This window comes from Tianxiuia mixotrophica (genome assembly GCF_050596425.1).
In the GTDB taxonomy this organism is placed as follows: domain Bacteria; phylum Bacillota; class Clostridia; order Peptostreptococcales; family Acidaminobacteraceae.
In genome coordinates this window covers 2,440,984-2,456,794 of record NZ_CP192292.1, presented here as the reverse complement: position 1 = coordinate 2,456,794, position 15,811 = coordinate 2,440,984, and the positions used below count along the sequence as shown (strand labels likewise).

The window sequence follows — 15,811 nt, the reverse complement described above, 5'->3', positions numbered from 1 at the left end:
CCATAGTATAAAGTATTTCTAACGCGCTTCTCTAAAATATGAGACACTTAAACCGCCTGGGGCCTGATCACGCTTTTTAAAGACCGAATTGAGTATGAGCACAAGTATGGTAACAACGTATGGCGTCATATCAATAAGATATTGAGATACATGTATATCCATTGACTGGATTCTAAAGCCTATAATATCAAGACCTCCGAATAAAATAGCTCCAAATATGGCCTTGTACGGGCTCCACATGGCAAAGATAACTAAAGCCACGGCAATCCATCCACGGCCTGCTGTGACATTGTCTTGCCATGCTGGAACGTAAACCAGTGACAAGTAGGCGCCTCCCAGTGCGGAGATGGCACTGCCAATCATAATATGCACGTATTTATAAAGGTTCACTTCAACACCTGAAGCATCCGCTGCATAGGGATTCTCACCCACAGTTCTCAGGTTAAGTCCAAATCTTGTGTGTCCCAGATAAAGTCCCATGCCCACAGCTAGAAAATATCCAAAATAGACAAACACATTCTGATTGAAAAATATTTCTCCCAGATAGGGGATGGATCCCAGAACAGGAATTTTGATATTAACAAATGCAGCCTTCATTGTTTCTGGAAGAACTTGACCCATAAGGTATTTGCCTGCATAGCCTGACACCCCTGTTCCAAAAATAGTCAGGGACAGTCCAGTCACAACTTGATTGGCTCTTAATGTCACAGTTAAAAATGCGTATATAGCCCCTGCACCTGCGCCAGCTATAGCCGCAAAAAAGATAGCTAAGACTGCGCTTTGAGTGGCCATGCCTGCTGCAAAACCAGCTACAGCGCCAATCAGCATAAGCCCTTCCACCCCTAAGTTAAGGTTTCCAGACTTCTCAGTCATGATTTCTCCAATTGTTGCAAACAGCAGTGGTGTGCCCGCTTGAACAGCAGCACTAAAAAACAGTAAACTACTCATTGGCTGCCACCCCCTTTTTCACATTATTACTAGAAGTCTCTCTTTTACTTGTGTCTTCATTCTTATTCACATGGTGCAGTGTGTAATTCACAAAGAATTCACTGCCCAGTGCAAAGAAAAGGATAATCCCCTGAAGGATTTCAGCAGCACTTTGCGGAATCTGAAAGGCTGTTTGAATATAGGAAGCCCCTTGTACAAGAACTGCAAATAAAAGACCAATCACAGGCACAAACTGGACTTTCATTTGTGAAAGCCATGCAACAATAATTGCTGTGTAGCCCATACCACCAGACAGCTCTGATGTCAGCGTTCCCGCTACGCCAGATGCTTGAATCATACCCACCAAGCCACATACAGCCCCCGAAATAAATAGGGAAAGAAGCACCACTCGATTGACATTCATCCCCGCATAGCGTGCGGTGTTTTGACTTTCACCAATAACAGAAACTTCATAGCCAAGTTTAGTCTTGGTGAGAATAATATAAAATAATACTGTACATGTCAGCAGAATGAGCCAACCTATATGCACTCCGAATAGGTCTGGAATCAGTGCGTTATCAGTAAAATTCGGTATTTTAGGAAAACCCATAGCACCTGGATCTTTCCAAGGTCCATATTGCAAGTAAATGATGAATTTTATAGCAATATAATTGAGCATCAAGGTGAATAGCGTTTCGTTTGTTTCAAATTTCACTTTAAAGACCGCAGGAATAAAAGCCCATAATCCACCAGCTACAAGTGATGCAGCCCCCATTAATAGAAGAAGCATGCCCTTAGGTAGATCTGGGGCGTTTAAAGCCACAAACGTTGCAGCCATCCCGCCCATAAGAATTTGACCTTCAGCACCAATATTCCAAAATTTCATCTTAAATGCAATCATAATACCAATAGCAGCCAGTGATAGAGGAATCATAAGCTCTATGGTTTCTTTGAATCTATAAAAGGACCCAAAACATCCCATAATCATGGCATGGTAAACTTTAAATGGATTCAGACCCATCGTCAAAAGAAAGGCAGACATTAAAACAAGTGATAAAAATATGCCACTGAGTCGAACAAAGGTTGCCTTACGCTTGGAAATGGATTCACGTTTTGCTATTCTAAGCATTTAAAAGCCTCCTTCTGAACTGGTCATATCATGACTTGGGTTCTTCTCTTGATGACTTTTACGACCAGCGTGAACTCGATTTTCACTTACAACATCGGTCAGTGATCTTCCCGCCATTAAATAGCCAAGGTCTTCCTTCGAAACGCTCTTTGCATCCACAATTCCTGTGATCTTACCTTCACAAAGAACCATGATTCTATCCGATATTTCCAGCAACACATCAAGATCTTCACCGATAAACATAATCCCGTTATCCATCATCTTTTGTTCATTGAGCAGGTCATATACCTTGTGAGCTGATCCCACGTCGAGACCTCTTGCAGGATAGGCTGTAATTATGAGTTCCGGTTGCATCTCAATTTCACGACCAAGAAGGACTTTTTGAATATTGCCTCCCGATAATTGACTGACCCTAGTGTGAACGCTTGGTGTATCAATACTTAATTTGTCTACCAACATTTCAGCATGGGCTTTAGCGCTTTCCCGGTCCACAAAAATACCTTTTTGATCTCTATAGGATTTAAGCAGAACATTTTCAACCAGGTCCATACCGGCAACCAGCCCCATACCCAGTCTATCCTCGGGCACAAAACTCATTGAGATTCCAAGTTCCATGATTTCCTTAGGAGAACGTCCTGTTATATCTTCTTTTTTAAAGATTATTGATCCCGTATTAACTGTCTCAAGACCTGCTATGGATTCGCACAGTTCTTTTTGACCACTGCCTGCCACTCCAGCAACCCCGAGTATTTCGCCACTTCGTATATCAAAGCTGACCCGGTCAAGAACACTTCTTTGATCGGCGTTTTTAACGCTTAAATCTTTTACGAGCAGAAGTCTTTCTTCACAAGTGCTTTCAGGGCACTCAATAGTCAGCTCAACTGATGCTCCAACCATTTCATTCGTCAGTTCTCGCGGGCTTAAATTTTCGTTTTTAAGCGTCTTAATCTTCTTGCCCTTACGCATAACTGTGATTCTATCACTAATGGCAATAACCTCATCCAGTTTATGTGTGATAATAATCATAGAGTGACCATCATCTTTTAATTTTCTAAGGATCTCAAATAAATTATCAGTTTCTTGTGGGGTCAGCACAGCTGTCGGTTCATCCAGTATGAGAACTTTTGCCCCCCTGTATAGGACTTTAAGGATTTCCACCCTTTGTTTTTCGGCAACAGAAAGAGTATCCAGTCGCGCATGGGGATTGATTTTTAAACCATATTTTTCTGATAAACTTTCAATCTCCCTTGCAAGTTTTTTCTGACCTAGAAAGAACCCGCCCGCCACACCTGTGACCATGTTTTCAAGAACAGTATGACACTCAACCAACTTAAAGTGCTGATGAATCATTCCAATGCCCATCTTAATAGAATGACGAGGAGACGGGATAGATACCCTGTCTCCTCGTAAATAAATCTCACCAAAATCTGGCTGATACACACCTGCAAGTACATTCATAAGAGAACTCTTCCCTGCACCGTTCTCTCCGAGTATTGCGTGTATCTCTGATGATTTAAGATCAAAATTAACATGGTCATTGGCTGTGACTGTTCCGAATATTTTCGTTATATTTTTTAGCTCAATGACATTCATTTTTTTATCTCCGACTAATTCTCAATTTTACCGTTTACGCCTTTGATAAAGTAATCCATTGATAATAGATCCCCATCTTCAAAGACTTTGCCTTCTTCACCAACAGTTGTTCCATCTTGTTTTGTAAGAACGCCCTCAAACACTTTGAACTCGCCGTCAAGAATTTTAGCCTTGTATTCTTCTATAACTACACCAGCTTCTTCTTTTGCATTCTCAGTCAGTGGCGCAATATCAACCATGCCTTCACTCATACCAAACCACACGTTGTTTGCTTCCCACTCACCATTTAATGCCGCTTCAACTTGAGCCTTGTAGTAACCGCCCCAGTTCCAGATCGGTGCCGTTAAGTATGCTTTTGGTGCCTTATCTTCTGAAATTGTGTTGTAGCCGATTGCAAACGCACCACGCTCTTCAGCTGCCTGTTGCGGACCTGCTGTATCTTGGTGTTGAGCTATAACATCGCTGCCTTCATCAAGAAGAGCCTTTGCAGCTTCTTTTTCTTTTGCTGGATCATACCAAGTATGCGTCCATTTAACATTCACTTCTGCTTCAGGATTAACAGCCTGTACACCAAGAGTGAATGCATTGATGCCTCTGATAACCTCTGGGATTTCAAATGCCGCAACATAACCAATTTTGTTTGTTTCTGTTTGTAGGCCTGCTGCAATACCAGATAGGAAACGTGGCTCGTACATTCTACCAAAGTAGTTGTTCATATTCTCTGTGCTCTTATAACCAGAGCAGTGTAGAAACTTAACATCTGGGAACTCTTTTGACATTTTTTCAACATAGTCCATATAACCAAAGCTCGTCGCAAAAATAACGCTTGCGCCCTGATCCACCATATCAGCTATAACTTTTTCAACTTCTGGACCTTCAGGCACTGATTCTTTATAAAGGGTTTTTACACCAAGTTCTTCTTCTACATATTGACGACCCTCATCATGGGCATAGGTCCAGCCACCATCACCGATAGGTCCAACATAGATAAATCCGATTGTTGCAACTTCATCTGCACTTTCAGAATCTGCTGGTGCTTCTGTGGTTGTCTGACCACCACAAGCAGCAAGGATCATGACCATTGCTAGTAGCAATACGCCAAATTTCGTGAGTTTTTTCATTTTTTAGCCCTCCATTTTTCCTGCATCACATAGATCGAATGATATTTCATAATGTATGGAATAAATGAAGGTTTCCCTGCCCTTCAAATATCCCATACTATAGCTAAGCAACGGGGGTCACTCAAGCTAACATGTCTCCATCTTGCTTAAATATGAAGTACTGGATAAATAACATATTATTTAAAATATATCTTCCCAGTTCCCTGCCTTCATCATTTCAACATTTTGTTATAGATATATCCTTCACTACTTTTTAAGCATGTCCCTTACTAATAATCACTTAACGCCTAGCATAAGGGCAAGTTAATAAGACTTTACAAATCTCTATGATATAGAAACTTATATGAATTAGAGACATTCCTTTTAGAATTAAAAGTAGTAAATTTTCTTATATCCATAAAAAGAGCTTCTGAAAAAAATCAGAAGCTCCAAAAGACGATAAAATATCATTCTTTCGGTGTAGTCAAGTCATTTAGGGTGACTTGGTAGAGACTTCTGGACCATATTACCAGGGATATACACACGAATTATTTTTGTATATAAGTTTATTTTCGTTCGCTTTTGCGAATCTAGTAGTATAATAACAATCCTTGATTAAAAATGCAAGACCTTTCTTCAAACATTGTTAAAATATTATTTCATGAGTGATTTGAAATTATATCCAGTCTATTTCCCGTCCCGCTTAGATTCCACAAGCTCCATTCATAATCACGAACGCTCACTTATTCCAACCCATTCGATTCTCGTATTGTTCGGATAAATACGAACAATCTTAAATTGGCACTATATAATATCTTTTGATTAACTATTTGTAGTGAAAATTACATCATGTATAAAAAAAGTAACTATTGTCATCGAGTCAAAGAGCTTTAACTCAAACAATAGTTACTCGTAATGCCTGCACATCCATCCACTAGCCAAGACTATAAGGTCTTCTCACTAAGTATCTACTTAAGACGGGTCTTCTTGCCCGCTTTCCTTATCATACTCTGATTGAAGAGCATGAATAATACTGCTTAAGGATATTAGGTCAAAGTCATTACAAAGCTCTATCATCCTTACTTTTAGTTCCTTGGACAAGTCATCCTGTTCAGTAATAACCTCTTTAATCTCATCAATATCACCAAGAATCATAGCTTCTTCAAGGCGATCGATGGTTTCTTTATTTACACTTGAGAATGTAAACAGATCCTTTTGAACAAAATTATCTTTATCCATCTTCTCAGTTGACTCGACACTTATATCGAAGTTTTCCGATAAGAACTGATAAATCTCATTGGTCCGAAAGGGTTTTCTTATAAGCTTGTCAAAGCCTTTCTTTAAAATATCATTGGCCTGGTGTTCAAAAACACTTGCAGTGAGAGCGCATATGACAATCTCAGTATACCCTTGAGATCTGATAATCTCTGTCGCTTCGATGCCAGTCATTACAGGCATACGTATATCCATGAAGATACAATCAATTTTGTTTTGATTCACGATCTCCACAGCTTCTTTCCCGTTTTCAGCAACAAAGAGACTAATCTGTTCATAGTCAAGTATATCTTTTAATAGTTTAAGATTACTCGACTGGTCATCAACAATGAGTATTGAAAGAGGGGTGTTAAATTGAACAATTTTTATGACCATATTCTTTTCAATATCAATGTTTGATAACTCCGTCAGACCAACTGGTATTTCAATGATAAATGTTGACCCCTTACCCACAGTGCTTTGAACAGAAATATTACCACCCATTTTTTCAATAAAACTCTTTGTTATAGCAAGACCAAGTCCCGTCCCCTTAGAGCGCTGTTTTATGTCAGAGACTTGTTCAAATGGATTAAATATTTTTTCTAATTCATCTTCTGGAATGCCATCTGCCGAATCAGAAACGACGCACTTAATACGACCTTTATCTTCATCAACGGCCTCCATTTGAACAATAATTTCAATGCCTCCATCAGAGGTGAACTTTACTGCATTCCCAACAATGTTGAGTAATATCTGCCGCAGTTTCTTTTCATCAGTGATAATGGCTTTATCCATCATGTTTTCAAATCGCACATTAAAATATAAACCTTTGGTATGCATCTTCAACCTGAAAATACGTTCTATCTCTTCTATCAATTCTCTGAAATTAACTGGGGCATTATTTATAGTCACCTTACCAGACTCAATTCGAGAAATTTCAAGAATATCATTAATAAGTGAAAGCAAGTGTTCCCCACTGTCAAATATGGTTTTAACTTGGTCTAATTCTTTGGCATTTAGTTCAGATTCATTCAAAAGAAGCTGTGAAAATCCTATTATCGCATTTAGTGGCGTCCTAATCTCATGGGACATATGAGCTAAAAATGCACTCTTGGCCAGGTTGGCACTTTCTGCCTCTTCTTTGGCCAACTCGAAGCTCCTAGTTCGGTCATAGATAATGGCTTCCATTTGCTCCATAGTCACTTTCAGTTTTCTCTCCGCGGCCACTCTGTCAGTGATATCCTTCCCAGTAGAAATGTAATTACTCACATGGCCATCTTCATCATAAACTGCGCTTACGGCTTGATCATAGTGGAATAAGCTACCATCTTTTCTTCTGTTCACCGTTATTTCGCTATAGGACCTATTGTTTTCTAGGTGGCCAATAATTTCAAGGAACTTATCCTCAGGCTCTAAGCCCTCTCTAAGTATTGCCGGTGTGCTTACGATGGCTTCCATCCTAGAGAATCCTGTAACCTCAACAAAGGCATTATTTACAAACAAAATATTTCCATTCTTGTCCGTAATAAAAATGATGTCTTTTGAGTTCTCAACTGCACGGGATAGTTTTTTTAGCTCCCTCATTCTCTTTTGCCTATTAGACACATCGCGTACCACACCAACAGCCCACCATTCATCGTTGATCATAACGCTGTTGACCATGAGTTCTGCAGGAAATGTTGTTCCATCTTTACGAAGAGCATCCACTTCACGCATACCACCAATAATTGGACCAAGTCCAGTTTTTCTAAACTTTTTCATACCGGCACTTGAAACATCTGAATATTTTTTAGGGGAAATCAGGTCATGAACATATTTTTCCATGACCTCTTCTTCACTGTAGCCGAACATAAGACTTGCTGACTTATTCCAGTACTTTATATTTCCGCTCGAATCTATCATGACTATGGCATCATACACTGAATCTGTCACGATCTTAAGCTTATCTTCCAAAGTCACAATATCTGCTTGGTTTTCTATCTGCTTGAACCTGAATTTAATCTTTGTATAAACAACAAAGGTTAATAAAGCAAGAAAGAGGGTCAATATCACAAAGAAAAATCGATTCACAGGATCAAGAACCGTGCTAAACCTAGAAACTGCAATAATTGTCCATTCTTCTTCAAGAATAACTTCTTCATCACTAAAGGTCTTAACGCTATCAGAAACTATACTTTCAACACTGTATATATAATCTTCAGCTCTCCCCGTCGTAAGATCATTCAAAAATACTTTTTTCCACATACTGGGGTGAGTGTGCTCAATTTTTGAATTTTCATCTTCTGGAAACATGCTACCAAAGGATCTTGTTTCAGGTGGACCAATGAGCCACTCTCCTTTTTCATTGGTGATATACATTTCGCTCTTACTGCCTCTATAATTACCATTCATACGATCTAGGAGAATGTCCATATTGTAATTGAGTACCATGAATCCAACGGGCATTTTATCATTAAAAACAGGCTTAACAATTCTTAGAACAGGCTTATAGGGCTCTTCTATTTGACCATTCTCAACATTTAGATCAATTCTTGATAAATACACTTTATTCTCTTTTGACCGATCATATTTCAAATAATACCGATCCTTTTTATTTTCAAGAGCGTCGTTCATGCTTTGAGCAGATTGGTCCATATAATTGATTTTCACAATCTCCTGACCACTTGCGTCAATGTATCTAATTTGATAATATTTACCGCCTTTTTCATTTGTAAAATCATATAGCAGTTGATCAAGGTCTTCTAGCCGCTGAGGTTCGTATAAAGCATTTCGCGATATATATGTACTTAAAAACTCTACATCAGAGACCTGTGTTTTGATGATTTCTGAATATATACGGGTTTCTTCACCAAGAAAGACTTCATGTTTACTAAACTCAGTCGATATAAGGGTATAGCTAATACTTATGTAGAGCAGTAGTGCCACGAGGATAACCGGCATGACATAGTGCAAAACACTTTGGATCACTACCGCTTTTATTTCTTTATTCATCTCCGCCTCCACTCAATTTATTGTAAGTGTTTTCAAACCAAGACTGGTGATTATAAAAGATTTCATACAGTTTTGGATCAAAATTTACACCACACATATCATCCATTATTTCCATGGATTTTTCATGGGAAAAAGCTTTTTTATAGACCCGCTTAGAACGGAGGGCATCGTAGACGTCTGCAATAGTCATAATTCGCGCACAAACGGGTATCTCATTTCCCTTAAGCTCTTGCGTATATCCTGTTCCATCCCATTTTTCATGATGATATTTTGCTATAAGTATGCCCATTTGAATAAATCCATTCTCAGGTGTGGAATCTGCAACAATTTGGAGGTTGCGGGCACCAATATTAACATGGGTTTTCATAATATCGAATTCTGACTCTATTAATTTTCCTGGTTTAAGAAGTATGACATCTCTAATGCCTATCTTGCCAATATCATGAAGGGGGCTGGCAATTTCTATATTATCAATGAACTCTAGATCAATCTCAGGGAAATTATTTGACTCATAGGCCAATTCCGCAAGCCTTTTACAGTAGCGACTGATTCTAGCGATATGTTTGCCGGTGTCGTCGTCCCTTGCCTCAGCCAACTGAACCATAGCAAAAACTGTTGCAATATGTGAAGAAGCAAGCAATTTCACTTTCTTATTCACAATCTTTTGAAGTTCCTTGTTCTTCACCTCAAGGAGCTCACGCGATTCAATCAATTTTAAGTGGGCCTTGACCCGAGCTTGGACTTCTTCAATCATAAAGGGTTTGGTAATAAAGTCCACAGCCCCCATTTCAAAGCCTTTCATCTTGTCATCAAGACTTGATAAAGCTGTTATGAAAATGATGGGAATCTCTGAAAAAGCTTCTATTGATTTTAACTTTTGACACAGTTCAAACCCATCCATAACAGGCATATTTATATCAAGCAGTATCAAATCAACAGGTCTCTTTTTAAGGGAATTCAGTGCCATAAGGCCATTTTGTGCCGTTCTTATTTTATACTCTTTTTTTATAAGAATACTGGACAAGACCTTAAGGTTCTTTGAGTTATCATCCACAATCAAAATTTCAAACTCGCTATTTTCCTTATGCCTTAGTACCGTTTCATCGAAAGTCCCAAACATAAATAGGCTCCTTTATTCCAACTTGTTTTTCGTAACGTTTAATGAGCATCAAAAGACTGTTAGTCACTTCTGATTCTCTGCTTAATAGTTTAATGTCATCAGATGTTTTTATATCACGACTAAGAACCATGCCAATGCTAATGTCTTTAATATGAAGTGGCATTTCAATTTCGCGTTTTATGCCTCCTTCTATTTCTAAAAGGGCACTCAGCAGTGTATTGTGATATTGGTCACTCACGCTCACTAACGCCTCAAACACCTTCTCCTGTTCCTCATGCACAAGCGTCAGTTCAACATAGTTGATAACAAGTTTGATTAGATTTACCCCAATTTCAGCCTGTGACCAGTCACTAATAGGTACTTCAAACTTTTCTCTTAAAGGCGTTTCATACCACCTTTTGAGTATGGAAAGCACTGGTTCTAATCTTGGTATTTTCTCTATAAGCTCAATACCAAAATCAATGGCATCATGCTGTTCTGCATCTGTGATTAGGTTTAGTTTGCCACCAGAATATGCTTCTAATTGGTGATCCGGTAATATAACCCAACCTATTCGAGACAAGATGGCAGCTATTTCATACACCCACAAATTTTTAAGCTTTAATCGCTTCGTTATACGTCTAACTATTTGTTTGACCCGTGTGGCTTGTTCGAAAACAGTGGGTTTTGTGGTTGCGAGAATATCTATTAATATTTGAATGCTCCCTAAAAATGTTTTTGAAAGAATCTCTTCCAGTTCTTTTTTTCCATGGACTATTTTCAACTGCGTGCTTACTCTGGCATTGACTTCTTCTATATGAAATGGCTTTGTTATATAATCTACCCCACCCAATCGGAAGCCTTCTACAATGTCCCTGGTATCTGCCAAACCAGAAATAAAAATCACTGGAATATTTTCAGTCCGCTTGTCTTCCTTAAGCTTTCTGCACACCTCATAACCATTCATTTGAGGCATGTTAATATCAAGAAGAATTAAGTCAGGCTTTTTAAGCACGGCTGACTTTAACGCTAAAGATCCACTTGGCGATGTCCTTGTTTTATAGCCTTCGGCTGTCAGCATGGTGCTTAGGACTTTCAAATTTTCGATTGTATCATCCACTATTAGAATGTCATACATGGATTTGACTCCTTTAAGTTTAACTTTGATTTTTTTGTATAATATATTGCATACTTTTATTATTCCCAATATGACATTATTCCAACCAAAAGATGGATATAATCTAACAAACCACTGATTGTTTTTATTTTTTGACTATTCTCAATTTGTCACATTGGCTTGACATCTATTTGATGGCTGTGTTACATTACTAATCGTTAACTTAATACGCATTACCTCATCTTTTGCGATGAGGTAGAGGTGCGGTTTTTATCAGTACTCTAAACGAGGCCGGAAGCTTATGATGTTAGAGGAAAGGAAACACCGCCGAAGTGTCAGGCACCAAAACCTGATGCTGGGTCTGTGCTCAATAGGTACAGGACTGTCGCTTTGTAGACTGCCCGTCTGCTTTGCGTTGAGCTATCTCGTCTGGGCTTATTGATAGGTAATGTCATTTGTGTATTTACGCACCTGACATTTTGTTAGGTGTTTTTTTATTATCAAAAATGATAAGGCACTTGAACAGCAATGTTCATAAGCCTGGTATCACAAGTTGTATTCACAAGACATAAGAAAGGATTTTTCACATGGATTTTGGTTGGATTTCGATTTTACCGCCTCTTTTGGCTATAGCCTTGGCACTGCTGACGCAGGAAGTTTTACTTTCACTTTTTGTAGCCGTTTTTATAGGGGCTAGCATTGCATCAGGCGGACCTATACAAGGGTTTATGGACATGCTCAATAAATACTTGGTGGGTGCCTTAACAGACAGTTGGAATATTTCTATACTCATTTTTTGCCTCTCTATCGGCGGCTTAATTGGTATTGTTGACAAAAATGGTGGCACAAGTGGCATTGCATCATTAATTGTAGATAAGGCCAAGAGCACAAAGTCCACACTCTTTTCAACTTGGCTTCTCGGTATCCTGATTTTCTTTGACGACTATGCCAATTCACTCATAGTTGGCAATACTATGAGAAGCATCACTGATAGACAGGGAATTTCAAGAGAAAAACTCGCCTACATTGTTGACTCCACGGCAGCACCCATCTCTTCTATGGCCTTAATATCCACTTGGGTCGGTATGGAGCTTGGCCTCATTCAAAGTGGGTTGTCAGATTTAGGCCTTGATATGGGCGCCTATGATGTTTTTCTAAGATCTATCCCCTTTAGATTCTACAGTCTTCTAGCCCTTATCTTTGTCCTGGTTATCATTTTCTCAGGGAAAGATTATGGCCCGATGTTAAAAGCTGAAAGAAATGCACAATTAAGCATAAAAGACGGTCAAGGGGCTGGGCACTTTGAAAGTTCACAGTCTAAGAAATGGTATAACGCTGTGCTTCCAATTGGCTTGGTCGTTATCATAACAATGGTTGGACTCTTCTACAATGGTGGCGGTTTCGAGGGCGCAGGTCTACGCGAAGCTTACTCTAATGCAGATGCCAGCGTTGTATTACTATGGGCATCCTTCGCCGGCATAATCCTAGCAGGTTTAATGTCACGACTGCAAAATGTGCTCTCAATCAAAGAAGTTTCTGAAGCCTTTGTTGAAGGGGTCAAGTCCATGGCTGTTCCTGCAATGATCCTGTCTCTTGCATGGTCACTAGGCGGTGTTAACAGCGACCTTGGTACAGCCCAGTTTATGGTTGATACGATTGGTAAAACCGTTCCAGCCTTTCTGATCCCCGTCATAATGTTTCTTATTCCTGCTGTGGTGGCCTTTTCAACAGGCACATCATGGGGCACTAATTCTATTGTCATGCCCATTGCTATACCTATGGCCTACATGGCTGGTGGCGAGGCCTTATTATTTCCAACAATAGGTGCAGTTTTAACTGGCGCTGTGCTCGGAGACCATATTTCTCCAATTTCAGACACAACAATTATGTCCTCAATGGCATCAGGATGCGACCACATCAAGCATGTTAAGACACAAATTCCTTATGCTTTAACGGTTGGCGGCGTTTCCATCCTATTCGGCTTCATACCTGCTGGATTTGGTCTTAATCCCTTTGTATCTCTTGGCCTATCCCTAGTTGCACTTGCAGGCATCATTAAGTTTTTCGGTAAAAAAACATCTGCTACAGTGGAGCATAAAAATACAAAACAGGCTCGACTGGATACACAGTCAGCCCTTTAAAAATAATTAGCAAATAAATATCCCCTGAGTCCATGACGGTTTTCATAACCACATGACACTCAGGGGATTCTTCTATACTTGATCTTCTTCTTTTATAAATTCAACGATATGGGTGCCACAACTAGGGCAGATAATATGTATCCGTTCTTTAGGGGCTTGATCCTTCTTCTTCTGATCTTCCAACTCAGCCAGAAAACCCGAGCTGATTATCCCTGTCGGTAGAGCCACTAGACCTATACCTAGCAAGGCAATAATGCCACTAAGTATTCTGCCTAAACCTGTAACTGGATAAACATCACCATAGCCAACTGTTGTTAATGTGGCAATCGCCCACCAAAAGGAAGCGATTATGTTTGGAAAGGCTTCTGGTTGAGCCTTGTTCTCTAAATAGTACATCATTGATGAGGCGATTAGCATGAGTAAAAAGGTCATAAAGACCGTAATAAGCAACTGTTCCTTTTCGCGACGGAGCACTCTAGACAGCACACCCATGGAATCCATGTACCTGTTTAACTTAAAGACACGAAGCAATCTTGAGAGCTTTAGTATTCTTAAAAATCTCAAATCCATAGCAATTATCATAGGGAGATAAAAGGGCAGAATGGCTATAATATCTACAATGGCAATGGGGCTCAGCAAGTACCTGATCAAGGCCTTCCCCTTGGAAAGTCCGGGATAGCATATATCTGAAGTGAAAATCCGAAGACCCAATTCAAAGGAAAATATGGAAACGCTAATCACTTCAAAATATCGAAATAACTCCGCATAGTCCCTATTTAAATCATGAAAAGACTGGAGTATAATAGCTATTACATTTAGAATGATTAAAGTCAAAATAACCTTATCGAAAAGAAGACTTGCCTTATCGTCCGCATCCCCTTTTTCAATAATCTCAAATATCCGTTTGCGCGTCAAACATATCCCCTCCTACATATTTTGCCATGCTGCCTCATAGTATCTTATCAGAACCGGGTGGGTCAAACTGTTGATTTCCACCTGATCCAGATCCAATACTTCATCCTCTGCGAAATTGAACATGGACAAAGCCGTTTTTTCATTTAGAAATTTAAGCGGTACCTCGAAGTCAAATGTCTTTTCACCAAGAGGGCTATTCGACGCCAGGGTAAATCCCCAATCTCCAAAAGACGGTATATTGACATGATACCCATCTGTAAAAAAACCTTCTGAAGCCACTGTCTTTCTTATACTCCAGTAGGCCTCTTTGGCATAATATGGACTGGTTGACTGAACAACAAAGACGCCGCCACTATCTAGCTTGTTGCCTATTAAGCGGTAAAAAACATTTGTATACAGCTTGTTTAGGCTTTCATTATTCGGGTCTGGCAAGTCTACAATGATGACATTATACAAGGTATTTGCCGACTCTAAAAACTGAAAGGCGTCACCATTGATCACTTTGACTTTTTCATTGTTGAGCGAGTCTTTATTCAGACCAACAATAAGGTTATTGGTTCTGGCAAGTTCTGTAACGCCTGGATCAAGATCCACAATTGTGATCTCTTCCACATCATCATATTTTAAGAGTTCACGGGCAGCAAGACCATCCCCGCCCCCTAGGATTAGTATTTTTTCTCTTTGGTCAGACAGTTCCATGGCCGGATGAACAAGGGCTTCGTGATACCTGTGTTCATCAAGAGAAGAAAACTGAATGTTGCCATCGAGATAAAGTCTTATATCATCTTTATGCTGTGTTAAAATCATTTTTTGATATTTGGTCTGTTCATTATAAATGATCTTATCTCTATAAAGCCGATCCTCAATTTTAAGGCCGATCTGATCTCCAACGATAACTCCAGACAGCACGACCACAAGCATGACAGATGCTAGTGCCATTAGGGTCTTATTTCTTTTAATATAATCCTTATAATACATTAGTATGAGAAGTGCCACTAGAATATTGAGCATGCCAACAAAAAATGATGTTCTGATCTCTCCAAGGTTGGGCAGTAAAATAAGCGGAAAGGCCAGTGACCCAAATAAGGCGCCAATATAGTCCACGCTGAGCACATTGGCAATTGTCATTCTCAAATTGTTCTCATTTCCTTCAATAATTCTTGTTAGGAGTGGAATTTCTATCCCGACCAATACCCCTATAAGTATTATAGTTATGTACATGACCAGGTGGTAAAAATCCGTATAGCCATACGCAGTGAAAAGAAGAATGGCTGATAGTCCACCGGCAAGGCCAATTGTGAGTTCAACAAGTATGAAGGTATCAAATAAATCCTTTTTTATATACCTTGTCAAATATGACCCCACTCCCATAGCACTCATAAATAACCCTATTGTGATTGAGTACTGCTTAACACTGTTGCCTAGCAGGTAGGAACTAATCGCACCGATTATGAGCTCATATATAATCCCACAAATGGCTATAATACCTACCGCTAACAATAATGGCGTCGCCGAGAGTTGTCTTTTTTCTTGTAGCTCTTCCAT

The 15,811-nt window shown here is 39.4% G+C and carries 10 protein-coding genes and 2 riboswitches; of the genes, 1 reads left to right on the top strand and 9 read right to left on the bottom strand.

Annotated elements, in window-relative coordinates; translation table 11 throughout:
- Positions 1–18: 18 nt before the first annotated feature.
- The 7 genes from ACQ4KW_RS10625 to ACQ4KW_RS10595 all read right to left on the bottom strand — a co-directional run bounded on the left by ACQ4KW_RS10625 (position 19) and on the right by ACQ4KW_RS10595 (position 11,231).
- A complete protein-coding gene (locus tag ACQ4KW_RS10625) occupies positions 19–948 on the bottom strand; it encodes an ABC transporter permease (protein WP_430882448.1) in 930 nt (309 codons plus the stop codon).
- Positions 941–2,056 carry an ABC transporter permease gene (locus ACQ4KW_RS10620; RefSeq protein WP_430886517.1) on the bottom strand — a complete coding sequence of 372 codons (1,116 nt, stop codon included), beginning with the start codon at positions 2,054–2,056 and terminating at the stop codon, positions 941–943. Before ACQ4KW_RS10620 ends, ACQ4KW_RS10625 begins: the two co-directional genes overlap by 8 nt.
- On the bottom strand, positions 2,057–3,649 hold the full coding sequence (locus ACQ4KW_RS10615; protein WP_430886516.1) for an ABC transporter ATP-binding protein: 1,593 nt from the start codon (positions 3,647–3,649) through the stop codon (positions 2,057–2,059).
- A 14-nt stretch (positions 3,650–3,663) separates the two neighbouring features.
- Entirely contained in the window at positions 3,664–4,770 is a 1,107-nt protein-coding gene (locus tag ACQ4KW_RS10610) for a BMP family ABC transporter substrate-binding protein (RefSeq protein ID WP_430886515.1), read from the bottom strand.
- Between the two features lie 440 nt (positions 4,771–5,210).
- Positions 5,211–5,313, bottom strand: a riboswitch (purine riboswitch).
- A 408-nt stretch (positions 5,314–5,721) separates the two neighbouring features.
- Positions 5,722–8,994 (bottom strand): PAS domain S-box protein, encoded by a 3,273-nt coding sequence (locus tag ACQ4KW_RS10605; RefSeq protein WP_430886514.1) that lies wholly within the window; start codon positions 8,992–8,994, stop codon positions 5,722–5,724.
- Positions 8,987–10,114 carry a response regulator gene (locus tag ACQ4KW_RS10600; RefSeq protein ID WP_430886513.1) on the bottom strand — a complete coding sequence of 376 codons (1,128 nt, stop codon included), beginning with the start codon at positions 10,112–10,114 and terminating at the stop codon, positions 8,987–8,989. Before ACQ4KW_RS10600 ends, ACQ4KW_RS10605 begins: the two co-directional genes overlap by 8 nt.
- Positions 10,095–11,231, bottom strand: coding sequence for a response regulator (locus ACQ4KW_RS10595; RefSeq protein WP_430886512.1), 1,137 nt, complete (start codon positions 11,229–11,231; stop codon positions 10,095–10,097). The genes ACQ4KW_RS10600 and ACQ4KW_RS10595 overlap by 20 nt, the downstream gene beginning before the upstream one ends.
- A gap of 227 nt (positions 11,232–11,458) precedes the next feature.
- Positions 11,459–11,641: riboswitch (Lysine riboswitch) on the top strand.
- Between the two features lie 156 nt (positions 11,642–11,797).
- Here ACQ4KW_RS10595 and ACQ4KW_RS10590 point away from each other — a divergent pair.
- Complete coding sequence (locus ACQ4KW_RS10590) at positions 11,798–13,351, top strand: Na+/H+ antiporter NhaC family protein (RefSeq protein ID WP_430886511.1); 1,554 nt, start codon at positions 11,798–11,800, stop codon at positions 13,349–13,351.
- A 72-nt stretch (positions 13,352–13,423) separates the two neighbouring features.
- On the opposite strand, the gene ACQ4KW_RS10585 is transcribed toward ACQ4KW_RS10590, so the two are convergent.
- Positions 13,424–14,266, bottom strand: coding sequence for an ion transporter (locus ACQ4KW_RS10585; protein WP_430886510.1), 843 nt, complete (start codon positions 14,264–14,266; stop codon positions 13,424–13,426).
- Between the two features lie 12 nt (positions 14,267–14,278).
- Entirely contained in the window at positions 14,279–15,811 is a 1,533-nt protein-coding gene (locus ACQ4KW_RS10580) for a polyamine aminopropyltransferase (protein WP_430886509.1), read from the bottom strand.